Annotated in this window: 21 protein-coding genes and 2 pseudogenes; 18 read left to right on the top strand and 5 right to left on the bottom strand. The window is 70.3% G+C overall.

Features of this window, described 5'->3' with window-relative positions:
- Together ACFPZI_RS20980 and ACFPZI_RS20975 are read left to right on the top strand one after the other, a co-directional pair.
- Nucleotides 1–679: group II intron maturase-specific domain-containing protein (locus tag ACFPZI_RS20980; RefSeq protein ID WP_381365071.1), on the top strand; the 679-nt coding region annotated here is incomplete at its 5' end.
- A 480-nt stretch (nucleotides 680–1159) separates the two neighbouring features.
- On the top strand, nucleotides 1160–1792 hold the full coding sequence (locus ACFPZI_RS20975; RefSeq protein WP_381365068.1) for a hypothetical protein: 633 nt from the start codon (nucleotides 1160–1162) through the stop codon (nucleotides 1790–1792).
- Here the strand turns inward: ACFPZI_RS20975 and ACFPZI_RS20970 are convergent.
- Both ACFPZI_RS20970 and ACFPZI_RS20965 read right to left on the bottom strand, forming a co-directional pair.
- Nucleotides 1762–3279, bottom strand: coding sequence for an ISKra4 family transposase (locus ACFPZI_RS20970; RefSeq protein WP_381365065.1), 1518 nt, complete (start codon nucleotides 3277–3279; stop codon nucleotides 1762–1764). The genes ACFPZI_RS20975 and ACFPZI_RS20970 overlap by 31 nt on opposite strands.
- Before the next feature lie 73 nt (nucleotides 3280–3352).
- Nucleotides 3353–3859 carry a hypothetical protein gene (locus tag ACFPZI_RS20965; protein ID WP_381365063.1) on the bottom strand — a complete coding sequence of 169 codons (507 nt, stop codon included), beginning with the start codon at nucleotides 3857–3859 and terminating at the stop codon, nucleotides 3353–3355.
- Between the two features lie 71 nt (nucleotides 3860–3930).
- On the opposite strand from ACFPZI_RS20965, the pseudogene ACFPZI_RS20960 reads away from it, so the two are divergent.
- Nucleotides 3931–4302 (top strand): annotated as a pseudogene (locus tag ACFPZI_RS20960) (transposase); the annotation flags it as partial.
- Nucleotides 4303–4545: 243 nt separating this feature from the next.
- Here the strand turns inward: ACFPZI_RS20960 and ACFPZI_RS20955 are convergent.
- On the bottom strand, nucleotides 4546–5895 hold the full coding sequence (locus ACFPZI_RS20955) for a hypothetical protein (RefSeq protein ID WP_381365080.1): 1350 nt from the start codon (nucleotides 5893–5895) through the stop codon (nucleotides 4546–4548).
- Nucleotides 5896–6112: 217 nt separating this feature from the next.
- On the opposite strand from ACFPZI_RS20955, the gene ACFPZI_RS20950 reads away from it, so the two are divergent.
- The 12 genes from ACFPZI_RS20950 to ACFPZI_RS20895 all read left to right on the top strand — a co-directional run bounded on the left by ACFPZI_RS20950 (nucleotide 6113) and on the right by ACFPZI_RS20895 (nucleotide 16649).
- Nucleotides 6113–6544, top strand: coding sequence for an ATP-binding protein (locus tag ACFPZI_RS20950; RefSeq protein ID WP_381365060.1), 432 nt, complete (start codon nucleotides 6113–6115; stop codon nucleotides 6542–6544).
- Nucleotides 6541–6969 (top strand): DUF6415 family natural product biosynthesis protein, encoded by a 429-nt coding sequence (locus ACFPZI_RS20945; RefSeq protein ID WP_381365058.1) that lies wholly within the window; start codon nucleotides 6541–6543, stop codon nucleotides 6967–6969. The genes ACFPZI_RS20950 and ACFPZI_RS20945 overlap by 4 nt, the downstream gene beginning before the upstream one ends.
- Before the next feature lie 47 nt (nucleotides 6970–7016).
- Entirely contained in the window at nucleotides 7017–7673 is a 657-nt protein-coding gene (locus tag ACFPZI_RS20940; RefSeq protein ID WP_381365056.1) for a hypothetical protein, read from the top strand.
- Between the two features lie 448 nt (nucleotides 7674–8121).
- Nucleotides 8122–9381, top strand: a complete 1260-nt coding sequence (locus ACFPZI_RS20935; protein ID WP_381365053.1) for a TfuA-like protein — start codon at nucleotides 8122–8124, stop codon at nucleotides 9379–9381.
- Nucleotides 9371–10522 carry a YcaO-like family protein gene (locus ACFPZI_RS20930; protein ID WP_381365050.1) on the top strand — a complete coding sequence of 384 codons (1152 nt, stop codon included), beginning with the start codon at nucleotides 9371–9373 and terminating at the stop codon, nucleotides 10520–10522. The genes ACFPZI_RS20935 and ACFPZI_RS20930 overlap by 11 nt, the downstream gene beginning before the upstream one ends.
- The gene (locus ACFPZI_RS20925) at nucleotides 10519–11391 is read left to right on the top strand and encodes a class I SAM-dependent methyltransferase (RefSeq protein ID WP_381365048.1); all 873 of its coding nucleotides are present in this window, start codon (nucleotides 10519–10521) and stop codon (nucleotides 11389–11391) included. Before ACFPZI_RS20930 ends, ACFPZI_RS20925 begins: the two co-directional genes overlap by 4 nt.
- A gap of 2 nt (nucleotides 11392–11393) precedes the next feature.
- Nucleotides 11394–12401, top strand: coding sequence for an NAD(P)H-dependent glycerol-3-phosphate dehydrogenase (locus ACFPZI_RS20920; protein ID WP_381365077.1), 1008 nt, complete (start codon nucleotides 11394–11396; stop codon nucleotides 12399–12401).
- Nucleotides 12402–12461: 60 nt separating this feature from the next.
- Nucleotides 12462–12815 (top strand): hypothetical protein, encoded by a 354-nt coding sequence (locus ACFPZI_RS20915; protein WP_381365046.1) that lies wholly within the window; start codon nucleotides 12462–12464, stop codon nucleotides 12813–12815.
- The gene (locus ACFPZI_RS20910) at nucleotides 12802–13248 is read left to right on the top strand and encodes a hypothetical protein (RefSeq protein WP_381365040.1); all 447 of its coding nucleotides are present in this window, start codon (nucleotides 12802–12804) and stop codon (nucleotides 13246–13248) included. The genes ACFPZI_RS20915 and ACFPZI_RS20910 overlap by 14 nt, the downstream gene beginning before the upstream one ends.
- Complete coding sequence (locus ACFPZI_RS20905; protein ID WP_381217571.1) at nucleotides 13245–13898, top strand: endonuclease; 654 nt, start codon at nucleotides 13245–13247, stop codon at nucleotides 13896–13898. Before ACFPZI_RS20910 ends, ACFPZI_RS20905 begins: the two co-directional genes overlap by 4 nt.
- A 215-nt stretch (nucleotides 13899–14113) precedes the next feature.
- A complete protein-coding gene (locus ACFPZI_RS20900; RefSeq protein WP_381217568.1) occupies nucleotides 14114–14653 on the top strand; it encodes a hypothetical protein in 540 nt (179 codons plus the stop codon).
- A gap of 514 nt (nucleotides 14654–15167) precedes the next feature.
- Entirely contained in the window at nucleotides 15168–16649 is a 1482-nt protein-coding gene (locus tag ACFPZI_RS20895; protein ID WP_381365037.1) for a helix-turn-helix domain-containing protein, read from the top strand.
- Between the two features lie 491 nt (nucleotides 16650–17140).
- Here ACFPZI_RS20895 and ACFPZI_RS20890 read toward each other — a convergent pair whose 3' ends face one another.
- Nucleotides 17141–17665 carry a hypothetical protein gene (locus tag ACFPZI_RS20890; protein WP_145768021.1) on the bottom strand — a complete coding sequence of 175 codons (525 nt, stop codon included), beginning with the start codon at nucleotides 17663–17665 and terminating at the stop codon, nucleotides 17141–17143.
- An 829-nt stretch (nucleotides 17666–18494) separates the two neighbouring features.
- Here ACFPZI_RS20890 and ACFPZI_RS37305 point away from each other — a divergent pair.
- Nucleotides 18495–18560, top strand: a pseudogene (locus tag ACFPZI_RS37305) (helix-turn-helix domain-containing protein); the annotation flags it as partial.
- A gap of 680 nt (nucleotides 18561–19240) precedes the next feature.
- Here ACFPZI_RS37305 and ACFPZI_RS20880 read toward each other — a convergent pair.
- A complete protein-coding gene (locus tag ACFPZI_RS20880) occupies nucleotides 19241–19840 on the bottom strand; it encodes a DUF3558 family protein (RefSeq protein ID WP_381365031.1) in 600 nt (199 codons plus the stop codon).
- Between the two features lie 261 nt (nucleotides 19841–20101).
- Between ACFPZI_RS20880 and ACFPZI_RS20875 the strand changes: the two genes are divergently transcribed.
- Both ACFPZI_RS20875 and ACFPZI_RS20870 read left to right on the top strand, forming a co-directional pair.
- Entirely contained in the window at nucleotides 20102–20677 is a 576-nt protein-coding gene (locus ACFPZI_RS20875; protein WP_381365030.1) for a helix-turn-helix domain-containing protein, read from the top strand.
- Nucleotides 20674–21240, top strand: coding sequence for a transposase (locus ACFPZI_RS20870; protein WP_381365028.1), 567 nt, complete (start codon nucleotides 20674–20676; stop codon nucleotides 21238–21240). The genes ACFPZI_RS20875 and ACFPZI_RS20870 overlap by 4 nt, the downstream gene beginning before the upstream one ends.
- The last annotated feature ends 13 nt before the right edge of the window (nucleotides 21241–21253 follow it).

Raw genomic sequence — 21253 nt, 5'->3', positions numbered from 1 at the left:
GATGGGCAGCTACAAGCGGCGGGTCACGCGCAGGAAGCACGGACTGGGCAACTGGCGGCTGATTCGTTTCGCGGACGACTTCGTTCTGATGGTCTCCGGGGAACGCCGCCATGCCGAGAGCCTGCGCGAGGAGGTGGCCGGCGTGCTCGCCCCGTTGGGGCTGCGTCTGGCACCGGAGAAGACCCAGGTGGTCCATATCGATGAGGGCTTCGACTTCCTCGGCTTCCACATCCGCAGGCAGCGGAAGCGGGGAACGCAGAAGCACTACGTCTACACCAAGCCGTCCAAGAAGGCGATCCAGTCGATCAAGGACAAGGTGAAAGACAGAACACGCAGATCAGACCTGCACAGGGACGTGGACGAGCTGCTGGCCAGCCTCAACCGCACCTTGCGCGGGTGGGCGAACTACTTCCGGCACGGGGTGTCGAAGGCGGTGTTCAGCACGGTCGATGAGCACGCGTGGCATCGCATCGTTCGCTGGATCTTCCACAAGCACTCCCGACTCAGCTGGAGGGAACTGCGCCGCCGGTTCTGCCGACCGGGCAGTTGGAAGCTCATCTGCGACGGAGTCGAGTTCACCGGCGCGTCCAGCGTCAAGGTGATCCGCTACCGCTACCGCGGCAGCAACATCCCGACCCCGTGGACACCACGACCGACAGCCGCAGCTACCGGCGGCTGACCACCGGCCAAGGCACGTGGAGCGCCCGTTGCGTGGAGACACGCACGGCGGGTGCGGCGGGCGGGTCGGGGAAACGGGCTGGTCGCAAGGCCAGTACCGCGCCCCGGCCCGACCCAACCCAGCCGCAAACGGCGGTGATCTTGCAACGGTGTCACCCATGTGGGGGTGCCTTTAACGAGCGGCGAACCAGGTGACAAGTAACCCGCCAGTAGCCTTCGGATCGAAGGGTGGCCCTGTTACGCGACCGGTTCGGCTTCCTCAGCCTCGGCGAGCGCCCGGTACAGCGAGGCGACCGACGGTGAGGTGACCGCGTTCTTGCCGGTCTTGATGGGGAACCGAGTACCCGGCCGAGCCGAGCGAAACAATGGGCCCGGCCGCCACCCTCTTCCGAGCACAGTGTTGGGCGTGCGGCGGCAAGTACGAGAAGCCGTGGCGCAGGACAGGCAGCACACCCATCAGCCGGACAAGCTGCCCAGAAAAGTGAAAACGCGCCCTGAAGCTACTGGCGGGTTACCTGTCACCTGGTTCGCCGCTCGTCAACGGCACCCCGACTACGTTCGTGAGGCGGCCCGTCTGACCCGCCTGGCGGACGACGTCCAGCGCTGGGCGGCCATCTTCGAGCGCGAGCGCGGCACCAGCTGGGAGGAGATCGGCGAGGCCTTGAACATCACCCGCCAGTCCGCCCACACCCGCTTCGCCGACCACGTCAAGAAGTGGCGGGCGCCGCTCGACAAGCCGGAGAGGCTCCTGGCCGACGGCACCCCCGACGACGAGCGCATCCCCTACGGCGCCCGCTACGCCCCCGGCCATCCCCGCCCCGCCTTCGGCACCGCCGAGGACACCGCCCGCGACCTGGACCGGTGGCTGCGCCAGCACACCGGCCCGACCGACCACTGGGACGACCAGGAGACCCCCATCAGCGGCGGCCTCCCCCGGCACTCCACCACGTCCATGGTGATGCTCCCTCAGCGCGTGAGCCACCGCCTGCTTGAAGACCAGATGGTGCCCGACCCGCAGGCACAGGCCGACCTGTGCGACCACCGGGGGGTGCGAGTCTCCTTGAGTGAGCGGATCTTGCGCAGTCATGCGGCGATGTCGAGTTGCTCCTGGTAGAGCGCCGCGTGGGTGCGCTGGTACTCGCGGCGCACGTGGAACTGCCAGTACTCCTCGAAGTCGTCGTTGGCGATGACGGCACGCAGGAGCAGGACCGCTTCACCGCCGGGAAGGCTCCACCTCGCCCCGGTCACATCCAGACGATCTTTCACGAGGTAGCGGCAGCAGCCCTCGATGACGCCGCTGGCGATCGGCCAGCCCAGGGTGAGGGCGATGTGGTAGTTCAGGTAGGTCTGCTTGGCCTTCAGGTAGGCGGCGGCGCGTTCCAGTCCGGGTGCGGGGCGGTCCTGTTTGGCGCGGGCGCGCTGGTAGGCGTGCAGGTCGGCGACCACGCGCGGGGCGTGGCCCTCCAGCAGGGCGCGGGCTGTGGCCTGGACGAAGGCGGCGCGGGCCGGCTGGGCGGAGTGCAGGTCCTCAGCCGCCTTCCACAGGTATTCGAGCACGTGCACGAAGTCGACGACGATGTCGATGTCCACGCCGCGTCCGGCGGCTTCTCTCTCCAGACATTCCAGCTGGTGGTTGGCGCCGTCGACCAGCACGATCCAGCGGCGTTCGTGCGTCGGGTCGCGTTTTTCGGCCTGGTCGAACAGCGTGGTGACCATGGCGGCGGTGGAGTGCTCCAGGGAGGCGTCGATCCGGCGGCCCGCGGCGCGCGGGCCCGGGCGGCGGGCCTCGCGTTCGGCCGCGTCCTTGGGCAGTACATCCGCGGCACTGCGGGGCGCGGGGGCTGCGTCGTAGCAGGCGGTGACGCAGGCCATGCGGGTGCGGCCGGTCCGCTCGCGCGAGGAGAGCTGGGCCGAGGGCGGCTGCGGGCCGGCGGGCCGAGCCGGGGCCGGGGTGCGCAGTCCGGAGGGGATCATGTTCACGCCGGTGGCGTCGATACTGAGGACCAGCAGGTCCCGCCCGCCGGGGCCGCCCGACCCCGGCTCCTGGGCGCGTTGGGCGTAGAAGTCGCGCACGTCCCGGGCGGCCTCGCTGGTGATCTCCCGCAGCTGGCGGGTGCCCAACTGCTGGCCGGTGGTCCGGGCCAGGCCCTCGCGCGCCTGCCTCAGCGGACCGTCGGCGACCTCGTGGACCACCGCGCGCTGCAGCGGGAAGGAGTGCAGGCGTGTCGGCAGGGCCAGGGCGGCATCAGCGACATGCAGGTTGGCAGCACCCGGGGCGCGGTAGGCGATCCGGGCCACCTCCACCCTGCCCACCGTGGTGGCAAGGAGCCGGCGATGGCCCTGTTCGGCCCTCACCCGCGCGATTCCGTCAGCCCCGGCCACGGCCGGGCGGCGCTCCTCCAAGCGGGCCCGGGCGTCGAGCTGGTCCTGCATGAGCAGCCGCTGGAGCTCGCGCCCGGTCGCGGTCAGGTAGTCCTCCAGCACCTCATGGGGGCAGGCCATCATCTCCGCGCCACCCAAACGGGCGATCATTGCTGTCAGTTGGGCGCGGGAGGCGGCGAAGTCGTCGGGGCGGGCGATCGGCTGCGGGTAGGGTGCCACCGGGTTCCTTCTCGTGCTGAGCGGCTTACATTCACCCGGGCAACACGAGAAGGGACCGCCCCCGCACGGGCGTTCACCCATTTGCCGCGGCTCGTTCGCGCGTGAGAGCGAACAGGCCGCCGGGCGTCTGCACCACCTGACCCACGGCGGCGGTCTTCTTCAACTGGTGGCGTACCCGCTCGACGTTGCGCGCCGTCGCCTCCAGGCCCAGTCCCTCCACCACCTGCCGACACCGCACCGGGCCCGCATACCCGGCCAGTACCCCCAGCACCCGCTCGGTGAAGGACGCGGCCACCTCCGCCGCCGACGCCTGCCCGCCGGCCAACTCGCGGCGCGGGGCGGGGACCTGGAACCGAGCGGACGCGGCCGAAACCTGCACCACCGGCAGTTCGCCGACCACTTGGACGGCCGTGGACAGCCGGGCCAACTCCTCCTCACACACCCGCAGCAGCCCGGCGATCCGCTCGGCCTCCCCGCGCAGCCGCTCCGCTTCCCTGCAGCAGGCCGCCTCACGCTCCCGCAGCAGCACGAGCACCTCGTCGCAGCCCACCCGGTCCACCCCTCCACGCCAGCCGATCAACCAGCTACCGCAACGAGAAGACCACCCCGACAGACACGCCGACCCCAGCACCGTCACTCAAGAAGACCCGCACCCTGCCCGGCATCGGCGTCAGGACCGCCGCAGTCCTGTTGGCCACCGTCGGCGACGGCAGCTCGTTTCCGACCGCTGCCCACCTCGCCTCCTACGCGGGCCTCGCCCCGGCCACGAAGCAGTCCGGCACGTCGATCCATGGCGAACACGCTCCCAGAGGCGGCAACCGGCAACTGAAACGCGCGATGTTCCTCTCCGCGTTCGCAGCCCTCCACGATCCCGCCTCCCGGTCCTACTACGACCGCTGCCGAGCCCGCGGCAAAACCCACACCCAGGCCCTCCTCCGCCTCGCCCGCCACCGCATCAGCGTCCTGTTCGCCATGCTCCGCGACGGAACCTTCTACGAACCCAGGAGCCCCCGAACCGCTTGACGAAAGACATAGAGGCACCCCCCGATGGCGCCTGATACAGGGGGGCGGCGGCCGAGGAACTGGCAATGCGCTAACAGCAAGCCCTGCGGGCCGGAAACGACCTTCCCACTTCGCGCGGAACGGTCAGATAACGATATGCCAATGGGGCAATTCGCCCACCGAGCCCCGGCCACGCCGAGATACCCGTATCGTGGTCGGCGCCTCCGGGGTTTGCCGACAGCTCCCCCGGAGGCGCCCCCGTTCTCAGGCCTTGGCCGCCGCGACCTCGCGCACCCGGCCGGACAACGCCCGCACCGCGCGCGTCTTGGCATACGGCGTGAGTTCCTTGCGCATCGTGACGAAGTGGTCGTCGCCACGGACGGACGACACGTGCTCGTACTCGTCCAGGAACAGCTCCCACGATTCGCACGACGCCTCGACGTGCCCGTACCGGAGCTGACGCTGCGCCAGGAGGGCGTAAGCGTGGACGCGGCCCTGCCGTTCGTTGGCCGGCTGCACCTTGATGGACTGCCGTAGAGCGCCGATGCTGCCGGGCAGGTCGTTCTCCTCCAGCAGTACGTGAGAGACGTGGAAGAGGTAGGCGGTCTGGTCGTAGCCGCCGATCGCGTCGCGCCGGTTGTCGGCCTTCGCCAGCGCCGTTTCGGCTTCGCGAAGCCGGGTGTGGGCCTGGCGGCTGTCCCCTACCATGCTCGCCGCGTGGGCCTGCTGACCGCGCAGGAAGGCCACCAGGCGCGGGCCTGCCGACGGTGCGGCCTCAGCCGCGGAGTCCGCCAGCTCCAGCGCCATCCGCCCGTGCCGCAGGTTCGACGCCTGGAGTGACATGCCGCGCAACGTGCGGCAGTAGGTGATGTGGTCTTCCGCCTCATTGGCGAGTTTGAGCGCTTTGGAGTAGTACGTCTGGCCCAGGCCGTGGGCCTTCTCGTACATGGCCATCCACCCAGTCAGGTACGTCAGGTCCGATGCGGCAGCAAGCATGCTCCGTTTCACCGGGGCGGAAGCCTGCGCCCTGAGCCATGGGCCAACGGTGTTGACGAGGAACGCGGCCGCCATGGGCCGGGCGTGGCCTGCGCCGAACTCATCGAGAATGTCGGCGATCCGCTCCGTCATGGAACGAACCGAAGCAACTTGGGAGGCGCCGATCCGTGCGGTTGCCTTGCCCGGGGCGCTCGGGTCACTGGCTGCCTGCGCCGTGTGCTGGAACACGGGTACGGAGAGCGCCGCAGAGAACAGAGTCGCGGCCAGGACGCCGCGACGGGATGGGTCCATATCCGCCCTTCCTAAGTCGATCAACTCCTCCACAGTGTCGACTGGTTGGGAGCCGTCCGCGGACACGGCGGGTTGTAAGCCGGCTTCCGCGTGAGTGACCGGCCGCCCCAGTCGAGCGGACAGCGCCTCAAGAATCAACGGCCTGACCTCGGGTTTCGGCGGCGTACCGGCGATCCAGTGCGCAACGGCCGTCCGATCGTAAGAAAGTTCGAGTCCGGCCTGCGGGCCGAGCCTGTTCACCTGCTGGGCGAGCTGCGTGCGCGTCCATCGTGCCTGCTCAAGCAGCCTGTCCAAGGCAGGGTTGGGTGTGCGTTTTCTCGTGGCCATGCTTTCAACTCCCGACAGCTCCATGGCGTTCACGGTGTTCACGGTCCCACCTGCCCTCAACGGTACCCGCAGGCAGTGACCAAGCGGTTACCTCTTACGAGTCAAGTACCGATCTCGGCCCTTGGGAGCAAAGGTGACCAGCGCATCATCGTTGAGGAGAGGCGCCACCACGGCGGCAGACGGCCTCTGTCACGAGCGCTCGCCCAAGCATCCGCGCTTGGTCGACGACCGGATGAGCGTGTGCTTCGAGGTGTGCCCGCCCCGGGACGGGAACGGCGTCCCCGAGGACGACGCTCGCCGTGTGGGAATGGCCCGGCGGCTGACCGCCGCCCGACTGCGGTACTGCGGTCTGGAACCGCTGGTCGACGACGCCACGCTCATCGTCTCCGAGCTGGTCACCAACGCCATCCAGCACGGCGACGGCGCACAGATCACCTTCACTATGACGGTTCGCGATGGCTTCCTGCACCTGGCCGTGCACGACGAGATGCCGGGCCGGCCGGTCGCCCGGCGCGCCGACGACACCGCCGAGCGCGGCCGCGGCCTCTTCCTCGTCAACTGCCTCGCCAGCGCCCACGGCGGAACCTGGGGTACCAGCGGCGACGGGACGACCTGGTGCAAGCTCGCCCTCTCCGGCGGCCGACCATGACCGCCCCCGGCACCGCCCGACGCCTCCCCCGGCCCGTGGAACAGTGGAAGCCGCCCCTGCCCCATGACCAGCTGACCACCGTCCTGGACAAGCTCCGCGCCTGGCGGCCGTTCGACGGGGACGCCCTCCTCGACGACGTCGCGGCCGCCCTGGACGACGTCGTACCGACTGAAGAGGACGTCGCGGAGATCGCCGAGCGATTGCGCGGGCACCTCATGCAGCTCGTGGACATCGCCCTCGCCGCCGAAGAAGACCAGCGGGACACCACCTCGGCCCAGCTCATTGAGCAGGCCCGCACGCTGCGCGCCGAGGAAGTCCCCGGCGACCGCTGGCAGGCCATCGGGCACCTGCGCCGGATGGGCTGGACCGTCAACGAACTCCTCGAACGGCTCGTCGCCGTCCGCTGCTTGACGGCGGTGGCATGACCCAGGCGCCCGCCCCTACGCTCCTGCTCCACACGAGAGAGAACACCGTGCGCACCAAGCCGACCCTGGTTCCCTACGTCGTCCAGCGTGAAGGGGAGGAAGCCGCCCCGAACAACCTGCTTCTGACCACGCTAGGGCCGGGCAAGTACAGGCTCCGCTACGCCGATGAGGCCCCTGCGGACCGGGACCTGCGTGGCGTGCTGTGGGCGCGCTGCTCCTCCGGCCCCGTGGACGACGACATGATGCCGACGGGGAAACCCCAGTGGCGCATGATGCACCCGCTGCGGCAACGGGCCACGATGCAGGCGATGCGCTGCCAGGTATGCGTCAAGCCCGCGCGTACACCGATCGGGTATGTCTTCCTTTCCGGGCCGGACACGATGGACACCAGTCAGACACAGATTCTCACGGCCCAGCCACTGGTGTGCGCCCGGCACGTGCGCGCCTCCGCCGAGCTGTGCCCGCACCTCGACGGCCGGCCCATGGTGTTCCTGGCGCAGAGTGCGCCCCTGTACGGGGTGAGCGGCGTCGGCTACGGCTACGGCAGTCAGGGCGTGCAGGTCGTGAACCGGCCGGACAGCCCGATCCCGTACAACCACCCGCTCATCTCGACGGTCCTCGCCTCCCAGCTCGTACGGCGACTCAGTTCCTTCCGACTCGTCGACCTGGACGAACTGGTGCAGGAACTGGAGCGCACCCCGTAGACCCCTGTCCGGCGGCCGGATGTTCCCCGGCCGGCCGCCGGACAGGTCAACTCCCGGCGCGGGAGTCGACTGCCCGACTCGTGTTCCCCCACGGCAAGGTCACCGCCCCCGCGCCGGGCCTTACGGACCCGTCCCATCAGACCCCCGGCGGGCTGCAATCAAATTGTGCCCCCGGTGCCGCCTTTCGGCGGCGAGCAAAGGCTCCTCTGGAGCCGAAAACCGATTCCCCAGGAGGGAACCATGTCCAAGTCCGGTATCGCAGCCATCGACACCTCGATGGACGAGACGACCGAGGAACTCACCGGCCCCGTGGTGGTCGCCGTCGACGTGGAGGACGAGGAGTAGTCCCCTCGCACACGTCCTGACCAGGGCGTTCCTCCTCCCGGCCCTACAGAAACCCGGGAGGAGGGGCGCCCCTCATGCTCCACCGCCTGGATCTGGAGATGAAGTGATCCACGTATTCACCGGGCCGACTCTGCCGCAGTCCGACCCCCGGCTTGCCGTACCAGGGGTGCAGATGCGGCCGCCGGTACAGCACGGCGACTTGTTCGACGAGACCATCCGCAACGGCGACACCGTGGTGATCATCGACGGGGTGTATCACCAGGCGCCGGCGCTGCGCCTCAAGGAGATCATCGCCGCGATGGGCCGGGGTGTGCGGGTGATCGGGGCGGCGAGCATCGGCGCGCTGCGGGCGGCCGAACTCGCGCCGGTCGGAATGCTCGGGGTCGGCCACATCTTCACCGCCTATGTGCGCGGCGAGATCGATGGCGACGACGAGGTGGCGGTCGGGCAGGCCCCGGACGGTGGTTGGCAGGCGCTGACCTGGCCGGTGGTCAACCTCCGGTACGCCCTGCAACTGGCGGTCTCTGTGGGGGTGCTCGACCGTGAGCGGGCCGCCGCGCTGCTGGAGGCGCTGACCGCCGTGTACTACCCGCAGCGCACCACGGCAGCAGTGCGGGCCGTGTGCCGCCGCCACGGCGAGGCCGAGTTCGCCGAGTGGCTGGCCTGGCAGCGTGCGCGGGACGAGCACTTCGCCGACCTCAAGCGCGCCGATGCCCTGGCAGCCGTGCAGGCCGCGCTCGACGGCCAGAGCCCGCCCACCATGCACGTCGCGCCGCGCATGTGGCAGACGGCGTACTTCCGGCGCTGGTCCAACGCTTTTGCCCGCAACCACATCGACGGGTTGACCCTGTCCACCGAGGACCGTCTCGTCTACCAGCAGGTGTTCGACCCGGACTTCCCGAAAGTATGGGCCGACTATCTCGAACACCGGTCCCTGCACCCGGCCGACGGCGGGCCGGGCCGACTTCTACAGACCCGGCTGGCCCAGGTCACCGGCGGGGCTCTGCTGCTGGCTCATCAGGTGTTCCACCCGGCCATCGACCTGCGGGACGAGAGGAACGTCGACCTGCTGCTGGCCGGCGAGACACCCGAGGACCGTGCGGCGGTCGCCCGCTACGCCGATGCCCTCGCCAGGGCCCGCCGCACCCGGCCCGGGTTTTCCACGGCGGCGGTACGCGACGACCTCACACGCCGGGTCCTGCTGACCGTATGGCGCTGCCCCGAGCCGCGGTTCGACATCGAGGCCTCCGCGCGGGGCCTGGTCTGCGGCGTGCGCGCCGTGGAGGCGGCCAAGCGGTTGGTGCCCGGCTACCTCGACGACGTAAAGACCCCCAGTAACCAGGAGGCTGGCCATGGTGCGTGATGACAGTCCGATGACGCTGCCGGGCACGGTACGGGCCCGGTCTGCCGAGGAGACATGGCAGCTGTTGGCCCCGCTGCTGCCGCAATTCGGCATCAGCCGGGTCGCGCGGCTGACCGGCCTCGACTGCATCGGCCTGCCGGTGTGGACGGCTATCCGGCCCACTTCGCTGACATTGAGCGGATCGCAGGGCAAGGGCGCCACCGATCTCCTCGCCAAACTGTCGGCGGTGATGGAGGCGATCGAGCTGTGGCATGTGGAACAGCCGCTGCCCGTCACCGTGCAGGGCCCGGTGACGGAGGTGGCCCCGGACTGCCCCGTCACCGACCTGCCGATGACCCTCCCGTACACCAGGCAGGCCCTGGCCCGGGTGGTGTGGGAGTGGACAGCCGGCACCAGCGTGGTGAGCGGGCAGAAGCGCCTGCTGCCGGTCGACCTGGTTCGGCGCCGCGTCCAGCGGCCGGAGTGGAGCTTGGATCTGCTGCGCGCGACCAGCACCGGCCTGGCGTGCGGCAACACCCGCGAGGAGGCGCTGCTGCACGCCCTGTTCGAGGTCGTGGAACGGGATGTGCTGTACCGGGACGGGCAGTGCGGCGGGCAGGCGCGGACGCTGATCAACCCCGCCACGGTCGATGATCCGTACGGCCAGGAGGTGACTGCCCGGCTCGCGGCCGCGGGGATGGCGGTGGAGCTGTCGCTGGTGGACGGCCCGTACGGGCTGCCCGTGTGCCTGGCCTACCTGTGGTCGGAGGACTTCCCCGTCACCTTCGCCGGCGGCGGCTGTCACATCAGCCCGGCCATCGCAGCCACCCGGGCCCTGTCCGAAGCAGCCCAGTCACGGCTGACCGCCATCGCCGGAACGCGGGACGACCTGCCGAGCGACCCCGCCTCGTTCGACATCCCGCCCTTCCGCCCGGCCCGCACTGCGGGGCTCACCCCGTGGCCGCAGGCGACGGCCCACTTCGGCCGGGCACCCAGCGCCGGCTTCGCCGCCCAGGTCAAGGACGTGGCCCTGCGGGTCGCGCACGTCACCGGGCACGAACCGGTCGCCCTGGACCTGTCCGAAGGGTCCACACCGATCCACGCGGTGCAGGTCGTGTGCCCCGGTACCCGCTCCCGCCTCCGAAGGGCGATGCCCCGATGACACGCCTCCCCGCCATCACGCCCGCGCCCGCCGTGCGGCTCGCGGCCCAGTTCGACGCCTTCCACACCGCGCGGGCCCGCAGCACACTGGTCGCCCGCCTGTACGCCACGGCGATGGGCGACGACTACCCGCACGAGGTCGCCGCCTCCAGCTCGTGCGACTGGCCCCTGCTGGGGCTGCTGGCCGCCCGGCTGCGGCTGCGGCCCGGCCAGGTCCTCGCCGATGCCGGCTGCGGCACCGGAGGCGTCGGGCTGTGGCTCGCCCGCGCGCTGGCGGCCCGCCTGGAAGGCTTCGACGTCTCGCCCGTCGCCGTCGCGCAGGCCACCGCCCGCAGCGGCCGGTTCGTCCCCGCCGGCCGGGCCGCTTTCCGTGTCGCCTCCCTGGACGACATCGGCCTGCCCGACCGCAGCGTTCACGGCGCGGTGTGCGTGGACGCCTTCGCCCTCGCGGCGGACCGGGCGGCCGCGGTGCGTGAGCTCGGCCGGATCCTGGCACCCGGCGCCCGCCTGGTCCTCACTCGGGCCCTGCGCCGGGGCGCCGCACCTGTGTGGGAGGAGCAGGCCCGCGCCGCCGGGCTCGTCGTGGAGCACGTCGACGAGCGGCCCGCCGAACCGGCGATGTGGGCGCGCCTGTACCGGCTGTGGATCGACCACGCCGACGAGCTGCGGCGCGAGCTGGGCGACGACCAGGCGCAGAACATGCTGCACGAGGCGCACCGGATGCTTCCCGCGCTTCCCGGCCGCCGCGCGGTCCTGCTGACCCTGCGCCGCCCCCTGACCGAACCGGAGGCCCCCGAGGCAGCCGATACGATGACCCGGCCTGCGTCCGCCGGCGACGGGCCCGCGACCAGCGAGAGGACCCCGCAGTGACCGTGCACCGCCCTGCCCGTGCGGCAGTGTTGTCGGCCGGGTCCTGGGGTACCGCAGCCGCCAAGATCCTCGCCGACGCCGGTACCAGCGTGATCGTGCACGCCCGCCGCAACGAGATCGCCGACGCGATCAACGCGACGCACCGCAACCCGGCCTACTTCCCGGACGTCGAACTGCCGCCCTCCCTGACGGCCACGACGGACCCGGCCGCCGCACTGGACGGCGCCGACTATCTCGTGCTGTCCATTCCCGCCCAGGCCCTGCGGGACAGCCTCGCCGTATGGACGCCGCACATCGGGCCGGACACTGTGGTTGTGTCGCTGATGAAGGGCATCGAGCGGGACACCGGGCTCCGGGCCAGCGAGGTCATCGCCGAGGTGACCGGTGTGAGCGCGGTCCGCATCGCGGTGCTGTCGGGCCCGAACCTGGCCCGCGAGATCATGGCCGCCCAGCCGGCCGCCGCGACCGTCGCCTGCCCTGACGAGGCCGTCGCGCGCTGCTTCCAGCAGGCGTGCCACACCTCCTACTTCCGGCCGTACACCAGCACCGACGTGATCGGCTGCGAACTCGGCGGCGCGATCAAGAACGTCATCGCGCTCGCTGTCGGCATCGCCTCCGGCATGGGCATGGGCGACAACGCGGCCGCCATGCTCATCACCCGGGGCCTGGCGGAGACGATCCGCCTCGCCACAGCACTCGGCGCCCGCCCGGCGACTCTCGCCGGCCTGTCCGGACTGGGTGACCTGGTGGCCACCTGTACCTCCCCGCTCTCCCGAAATCGCACCTTCGGCGCCCACCTCGGCCAGGGCATGACCATGGCCGAGGCGACAGCCGCCACCCGGCAGACCACCGAGGGTGTGAAGTCCGCAACGGCGATCCTCGAACTGGCCCGCGTCCACGGTGTGGAGATGCCCATCACCGAGGTGATGGCCACTCTGCTGCACGAAAAGATCAGCCTCACCGAGGCCGCGACCGCGCTGATGCAGCGGCCCCCCAAGCCCGAGCACTGACCCGGCGCCCCGCTCCGGGGCGCACCCCCTTTCTCCCTCCCCTTCCCGGAGGTCTTCGCCATGTCCGCATCTGTGCTGCCCGCTGCCCAACTCCTCGTCACCGCCGCCTTGGTGGCGTGGATGGTCACCGGCTTCACCCGCCTGCCCGGCCGCTGGCTGCGCTGGAAAATGTTCTGCCGGGCCAACTTCACGATCATCACACTCACCGGCACCAAGGACGGACGCACCGAGCCGGTGAACGTCTACGAGTACCTGTCGCCCGGCTCCTTCATCCTCGGCCCGCCCCAGCTCCAGGCGATCCTCACCCACCTCACCCACAGTGGCCGGTACGACCGGATCGACGGCCACGGCCGTCTCCTGAACGCCGACGGAGAACAGCCCATCGAAGTGAGGGACAGCCGTGTGGTTCTTTGACGCCCTCGCTTCCGGATTCCAGCGCCCCACCGACCCCGGCCATCTGCACTGGTTCCGCATCCTCTTCGGCACGGTCTGCACCCTGCGGTTCGTCCTGTCCTTCGGCCAAGGCGGCTGGGACCGGCTCGTGCCCGGCTCGCTCAGCCTCCACCTCGTCGAGCAGCGATTCGGCCCCCGACGGGCATCCCTCCTCGCGGCCGTGTACCGGCCCACACTGGTCACCCGCACGGCCGCCGCGCTCGCCCTGGCCGCGGGGCTGATACCGCGCGCGGCGCTGCTGCTGGTCCTGGCCGGGGCCACGATAGAACTGCTGTACCTCAAAAGCCCCAACGCGGTGCGGTACACGCTGCTGACCGGCGCCTGCCTGATGGCCGCCGGCGATCTCGGCCAAGGGCTGAGCATCGGACACGAGCCACTCGAGGGCACCCGGTGACCCGGGACCGCGACGCCCGGGTCCTGCGGGAGCTGGTCGCGGCGCACGGCGAGACGTTCGCACAGGAGGCCGGTATCACCCTGAAGGACACTCCGCAGCCGCTGTACCGGCTGCTGGTGCTCGCCATACTCCTCAGCGCCCGGATCCGCGGCTCGGTCGCCGTGGCCACGGCCCGGGCGCTGTCGGACGCGGGCCTGCGCGATCCGCGCCGCATGGCCGGATCCGACTGGCAGGAACGCGTCGACGCGCTGGGCCGCGGCGGCTACCGCCGCTACGACGAGCGCACGGCCACCCAGCTCGGCGACGGCGCCGAACTGGTGACCGAACGCTGGGGCGGCGACCTGCGCCGGCTGCGCGAGGAGGCCCACGGCCAGGTCTCCGAGCTGCGCGACCTGCTCCAGGAGGTGCCGGGGCTGGGCCCGGCCGGCGTCAGCATCTTCCTGCCCGAGGTCCAGCAGGTCTGGCCCGAGGCGGCGCCGTACCTGGACGACAAGGCGCTGTCCGGGGCGCAGCGCCTCGGGCTGCCCAAGGACCCCGGCCGGCTCGTCGAACTCGCCGGCGACACGGAACCGGCCGTCCTCGCCGCCGCGCTGGTGCGGGCGGCGCTCGACAAGCACGTGGCCGAGGAATGCCTCGGTCACGCCGCCTGACCAACGACGGACGGCGTTCCCCTCACGGCCGTTGCGACCGTCGCGGCCGTTGCGGCCGTCACCGCCGCCGTCACCCGAGCGGCCCCACCTCGCAGTGGCGGGCATGCGAGGTGCGGGTCCGCGCGCCTAACGTCGAATGGGCACACCAGTGACGGTGTCCGGGACGGCCCGACGCCGTCCGCGGATGCCGGTTCGGCGTGGGAGGCCGGTCAGCCATGAGAATCACCGCAGCGCGCCACCGCCGCGACCGCGACAGGCCGTTGCTCATCCACAGATGGCGCCAGGCGGCGGACCGGCATCTGACCCCCGTACAGCGGTCGCTGCTGATCACCTGGATCTCGTTCGGGGTGACCTTCGGATCGGTCCGCGTCATCACGCATGGCATCCGGGGCGGCTGGCTGCCCTGGGGCAACATCTCCGCGGGCGGCGAGCACGTGCACCACTACAACATCGGGATCGCCACCCTGGCCGGACTCGGCCTGATCGCCGTACGCGGTGATGAACGCGCCGTCGGGCACCCTGCCGCCGCGGCCGCCTACGGCTGCGGTTCGGCGCTCATCTGCGACGAGTTCGCGCTGTTGCTGGACCTGCAGGACGTCTACTGGGCCAAGCAGGGCCGGCTCAGCGTCGACGTCTCCTTCGGCGTTCTCTCCGTGCTGGGCGCCTATCTGACGGCGAAGCCGTTCTGGCACGAGGTCGGCCGTATCACGCGGCACCACCTCGTCACCGCCGCCCGCGGCGGCGCCACCGCCTGACGGACCACCGACGTGCATGCCGCGCAGGCGGTCGCACCCACCGTGAGGAGGGCGCTGTCACGTTGTTGGGAGCCTGGATCTCTGACCCTCGATCCACCGCGTGATCTCTGATCACGCGGTGGATCGAGGCTGAGATCCCACAGACGCGCCTGAACGCCCTTCACTCCACACAACGCTAAATCCCCTACCAGGGCTGGTGATCGGGCCGCACCAGCCCCGTACAGTGATCCGGACGACCCCGAGGAACCGGAGACCATGCCCAAGCGGAACAAGCAGTTCGGCCGTATTCGGCAACCGCAGGGTTGTGGTAGGCGTTTGGTGTTGATGGTGTCGTCCGGTTGGTGAAGGGCGTTGTCGTTTCCCAGGTGAGGTGGATGACGCCTGTATGGGCGGGAGTTGGGGCCCGGCGCAATGCCGGACGTCCGTCCGGCGAGGGTGGAACCAACCCAGCCCGCCTGACGTGCAGTTACATGGACCGCCTGGGATAGGGGGACATGTGGGAGGACGGGGGACGGTGTCGACCGGGGATGACGTCGAGCAGTTCGCGGCGCTGCTGCGCCGACTGAAGGACCGCACGGACCGGAGCTACGGCTCCCTGGCCCGGCGCCTCAACATGAACACCTCCACGCTGCACCGCTACTGCGCGGGCGAGGCGGTCCCGCAGGACTACGCCCCGGTGGAGCGTCTGGCCGCCTTCTGCGGGGCGACACCGGAGGAACGCCTCGAACTGCACCGCCTGTGGCTGCTCGCGGTGGCGGTACGACAGCGGTCTCGGGCGGGTGAGGGGGCGACGGAGCCGACACGGGCCGAGGAGACAGCGGAGCCGACAAAGGCCGAGGGGGCGCTGGAGCAGGCAGGGGGCGAGCGGGCTTCGGGTCCGGACATCCGGACGGTGCAGGGCGTGGGTGACGGCGCGGACGGCATCGGTGGTGACGGGGGCAGCACGAGCGGTGCACCGCCGCCACTCGACACGGGCGCACCCGACGCCTGGCCGCCCATTCCCGGCGCTCCCGGACCGGGAAGTCCCGAGCCGACGGCCCAGTGGGATGCGGCCCGCTCGACCGGACGGCCCTGGTACCGCCGTCGCCGCACCGCCGTCGGTGCCGCCGCGGTGACCGTGTTGCTGGTGACGCTGGGCAGTCTGCCGGCGCTGTCGGCCGGTCGGTCTCACGACAACTCCGCCAAGGCCCCCGGTCGGTCCCGTACAACAGGAACCGGTACGTCACACCGCCCCTCTGCCACTGCAACCAGCCCCTCCTCCAGTCGTTCATCGGCCTCGCCCTCCGCAGGAGTACGGGCTTCGGGGAGCCCCGAGTCGAAGGGCGGACCGTCGGCGGACACGAAGAGCGACGCCCCGGTGTCGACCGGTGTGCCGCTCGCCTGGACCGCCGACTCGCAGATCTGGCAGGGCGGTTGCGGGCACGACTACGTCATCGCGAAGAAGCCGGCCCAGGTGCCCCCGCCGCCGGTGCAGCAGGACGCCGGGGTGTGGGCGGCGACGCAGGGGGCGGTGCCCGGGCGGCAGACGAGGGTGCAGATCTCGGTGCAGGGGAAGTCGTCCACGGCCGTGGTCCTGGAGGCTCTCGAGGTCCGTATCGTCAGCCGCGGCACCCCGGTCACCGGCAATGCGTACGCCATGGGCCAGGGTTGCGGCAGCGACCTGGCGCCCCGTGAGTTCTCCGTTGACCTGGACGTCAACCGCCCGATCGCCCACGCGGGCCCCGGCAATGACAGCGGAAAGCCCGTCCCTGCGGTGCAGTTCCCCTACCGCGTCTCCGCCGAGGATCCGGAGGTGCTGCTGGTCACCGCGACGACCGAGGCTTACGACTGCGACTGGTACCTGGAACTCGACTGGTCCTCCCAGGGCCGCACCGGCACGGTCCGCATCGACGACCACGGCCGCCCGTTCCGCACCAACAGCATCAAGGGCCTGCCCCACTACTGGTACGGCACGAACGGCGACGGTGTGCGTCAATGGGTGCCCGTCGACTCTTAGAGTGCGGTAAGTGATGTTTCCTGCCGTTTCACACCGATGTGATGACATGCCATAACGGGGTGATTCCGGCGGTCGAATGATCAACATCGCCGCCCTGGCCGAGCGCACGGCTCCGGCTCCCCGGTTTGGCTCGACAGCCGAGGTCAGGGGCCTGCTACCCACTGGGACGAAGTGGTGCGAAATTAGCTAGACCATCACTTACCGCACTCTTAGAAGCCCTGACAGAGCCGTTTCACGTGGCGGTGAGTGATCAGGTAGACGGCAAGGCCGAGGAATGCTTCGTGGTTGTCGTCGCGTCTCTCCCAGCGGATGCGCAGGCATCGGAAGCCGTGGAACCAGGAGTTTGGTGCGTTCGACGGCCCCGCGGAAGGCGCCCGGGCCAGAGCCGTGCGGCCGGCCCGGTCATGACACAACGCGTCCGAGCAGGCGGCGGGTCCTGCGTGAGCAACGGTCGGCTGCCCAGACTTCCGGCAGAGGGCACCGCTCCGCCGTCAGCGGGCGCTCGTGGTGGCGATGTCGCTGATGTGGTTGTACCGCTCCACCAGCACGAAAAGCTTGGTCTTCTGCGTCGTCTCCCCACTGCCGAAGGCCAGGGTGACGATGACCTCATGGCCGTTACCCACGGCGCCGTTGTCGCTCACCGTCCACTGCGCCGGGACATTCTGGGCACGCAGGACGCCGTCCGCCCCATTCTTCTTCTCCCACGCCGCCAGCCGCTTGGCGAAGTCGGGCGTCAGGTAGTGCTTGCGGAGCGCCGTGGCCAGCGTGACGTCCGGGTCCGCGTAGTCGCCCTTCGCGTCGATGTACGCGCCGTAGAAGTCGGCGACCCGGGTCACCGCCTGGCCGAACGTGCCGCTGACCGACTGCGATGCGGCGGCGGAAGCCTTTGCGGGGGCATGGACGGACGCCTGTGCCGACACCTGTGTCGACACACCGAGTCCGACAGCCAAGACGAGGCCGGCGGCGACGGCCGCGCGGCGGCCCGGACGACGGTGTGCGGAGGACTTCCTGTTCATGTGCGTCTTCCTTCTCTGGTCCGTATGTGGTTACTCTCGGCCGATTCCGGCTTTCGTGCCGAAGGCGCCTGCCGACTTGTCGCCATCTCGTCCGCGTCCGATTCGAGGGACAGGACGGCCCGACTGCCCCATCGGACAGGAGTCGGCCCGGTGTCTTAGCCCCGGGGCCGGCGTGTGGCGGCGGGCGCCGTGGGGAGCCGAACGCCGCGCCTTGAGTACTCGGGCACACAGGTGTCCTGGTACGCAGGCGCAGGGTAGGTGTCGTTGCCGTGCTGCTGCCGGGGCGGTCGTTCTGCCTCGGCCGGTGCGACACCCACAGCTTCGAGGACGGCGGGGATCCACACAACGCCTGCCGCCACACCTGCGACGATGGAACGATCCCACCCCTGTTGAACTGCGGAAACAGAGGTCCCTGGGATGCCCTGAGATGCCGTCCTGGGACGCGGAGACGACTCATGGCGGTCGGCCGACCACCGGGTGCGGCCGACACGGCACAGGGCCGCGGTCTATCGGCCGCGGCTTGCAGCCGTTCGTGCCGCGGTTACTGAGAGTGCGGTAAGTGATGTTTCCTGCCGTTTCACACCGATGTGATGACATGCCATAACGGGGTGATTCCGGCGGTCGAATGATCAACATCGCCGCCCTGGCCGAGCGCACGGCTCCGGCTCCCCGGTTTGGCTCGACAGCCGAGGTCAGGGGCCTGCTACCCACTGGGACGAAGTGGTGCGAAATTAGCTAGACCATCACTTACCGCACTCTGACTTCGGCGTCTTGAGGTCTCTTCGTCGAACCCGGTGACGGAGTCCACCGTGACTGGTACGCCGGAGACATGCGGTATCCAGACGGGGGCGGGCTGACCGCCGGGCAGCGCAAGCGCCACGAAGAGGTACGAATGTGTCTCGTTTGACGCAGTAGTGCGCATCGGTGTCATAGGGGGAGTCGAACCGCAGCGAGGCGGGCGGCAGGGCGTGGCCGTCCCGCCAGCGCAGGGATCCGTCCACGTCCCAGAAGTAGTGGTGGACCCAGACCTGGCGAAGGATCTCCACTTGAGGAAGAAGCCGCAGGTGGGGTGGGGCGCTGGCGGCCCAGGCGGCGGCGAGGATCTTCTGTCCGTCCCGGCCGAACTCCTCGGCCCGGGCGGTCACGGCCGCTTTCCCGCCCGGTAGTTTGCCGATCTCCACCCGGCGTCCGTACCGCTTGGCCCACTCGGGCTCGATCAGCGGAGTCAGCCAGGCGGGGGCGGCCTCGGCCAGTTCCTCCAAAGCGGCCCGCAGCGTCTCCCCGACCAGCTCCAGGCGGCTGAGGCTGCGAACCGCGGCCAGCACATGGGTGGCGTCGGTACGCTGCCGGCCCCCGGCCTTGAGCAGGCCGGCCTCCACCAGGCGGTCCAGCATCAGCCCAAGCAACTGGCCGGCGGCGTCCTGCTCACCGAGGTCCTCTATCTGTCGCTCCTCTGGGCGGCGGCGACCGCGACCGTCGTCAGCCGCAGGGCACGATGACGGCATACCGGCGTACGACAAGGACCCCCGGATTTTGCCTTGATCTGGGGGCTGTTGTCGTCACCGGCGGTCCGGTTCACAGGCGCGTGGCCACCGTGCGGGCCAGGTCCGTCAGCGGCTGATCGTTCTCCGCCGCCGGGTTGCCGCGTACGAGTCGGATCGATACCCACTCCTCGGCCACCCGCAGGAAGACCGAACCGTCCTCCAGATACGCCTCGTCACCGATGCCGTCGAGCGGCTTCAGTTCGTGACCGAGCTGGCGTTCGGCGTCGTAGTAGTTCTGCCCCGACTCTCCGGCGAAGATCTCCACCTGGGCGGTCGGCCCGGACTCGGGTGCGACGTAGGTGCAGGTCTCGTCGACTACGTTGCCGGGCTTCACCGGTGTGCCGGCGAGCCGTTCGGCCTCCTGCTGGGTCACCAGCGCGCACGGGTCCCCCACCGAGGTGGGACTGGTGGGACTGGGCGCTTGCGACGGCTCCTCCGTGTTCGGCTCGGCCGGTGCCGACGTGGCCGAGGCGGTCGGGCTCGGCTTGTTCGTGGCGTCGGAGTCTGCGTCCTGGCACCCCTGAAGGGTCAGCATCAGCAGCGCCCCCAGGGCCACCCCCGCCAGGGACAACGGGCGGTTGCGGCCACGGTCTCGGCTACGGGATCTGGTGCGGGTACGGGTGTGCGTCATCGGTTCGGTCCCCCCTCGTAACTGGCTCCGGAACTCCCCACAGGGGCAGGATGCCCGGCGCAGGTGAACCAACAGACGTTCCGGAGTCAGGACTTGGTTTCAGCATGAAGACCTCGAGTCCCTCGATGAAGCCAGGGCACTCGAACGTCTCGTCCAGGTCCATGGGACACAAAGAGCCGTGGCCCGAGCGCTAGTGCAGGGTTCCTCTTTCGGGGCGTAGGTTGGTGGGGATGCTGGTTCGAGTCGGTGGAGGCGAGCCGCATGCCGAAGATCCTGCGGGCGCGTCCGGCCGCGGATGCGGCCGAGGAGGAGAAGGTCCGCAAGCTGGCCGGGGCCCGGCACGCCCCGGGCGACTGGATCCAGCGGGGCCGGGTGGTGGTCTTGAGCTGGGAGGGGCTGCGGGTCCCGGAGATCGCCGGGGAGCTGGGCTGCCATGAGCAGACGGTGCGCCGCTGGCTGCACCGCTTCAACGCCTCCGGCCTGGACGGTCTGGCCGATCTGGGCGGGCAGGGCCGCAAGCGGCGGATCACCGAGGCCGAGCGGTCCCGGATCATCGCGCTGGTCCGGAAACCGCCGCCCGGGCGCCCGGTCCCCGGGGCCGACGGCGCCCTTCAGGCCGACGACGAGGCCGGTGCGCCGGTGTGGACGCTGGACGCACTGGCCGAGGCGGCCCGGGCCGAGGGAATCGAGGTCCGGCGCAGTCAGGTGCGCCGGATCCTGCTGGCGGAGGGCGTGCGCCGGCGCCGTACCCGGTCCTGGGTGCGGAGCCGGGATCCCGACTTCGCGGGAAAAGGACGCGGATCGTCGCGCTCTACACCAGCCCGCCCGAGGGCGTGACGGTCCTGTGCGCCGACGAGCTCGGCCCGGTGATCCCCCGCACCTTCCCGCCGGCGCCGGGATGGTCACCGGACGGGCATCGGATCAAAAGTGAACTCGACTACAGTCGGGGGCCGGAGAAGACCTGGGTCTACGGCGCCCTGCGGCCGACGGACGGCTGGGAGGTCACCATGACCGCCTCCTCCCGAAACAGCGTCAATTACCAGTGGTTCCTGCAGATGGTGGAGGACGCCAACCCGACGGGCGAGATCGTGGTGGTCACCGACAATCTCTCCTCCCACAACAGCCTGGCCACCCGGACCTGGTTGGAGGATCACCCCCGCATCCGGCACGCCTTCATCCCGGTCGGCGCCTGCTGGCTGAACCTGCAGGAGGGCTGGTGGCGGATCTTCCGCAAAACCGCTCTGGCCGGCCAGTCCTTCGCCGACCCCGCCGAGATCGACCGGGCCACGGCCCTGGCCACCACCCAGCTCAACGCCCGTGCCACACCCCGAAATCAAGCCGGTGGATCCGGGCTGAGAGTGGTCGCGCCACAGAAGTTGGGCCAGAACCGGTTCTCGTGAACAAAGCCAGACG

The sequence above is a fragment of the Streptomyces chlorus genome (assembly GCF_042655885.1).
Lineage (GTDB): Bacteria > Actinomycetota > Actinomycetes > Streptomycetales > Streptomycetaceae > Streptomyces > Streptomyces chlorus.
This window is presented reverse-complemented; position numbering and strand designations above follow the sequence as displayed.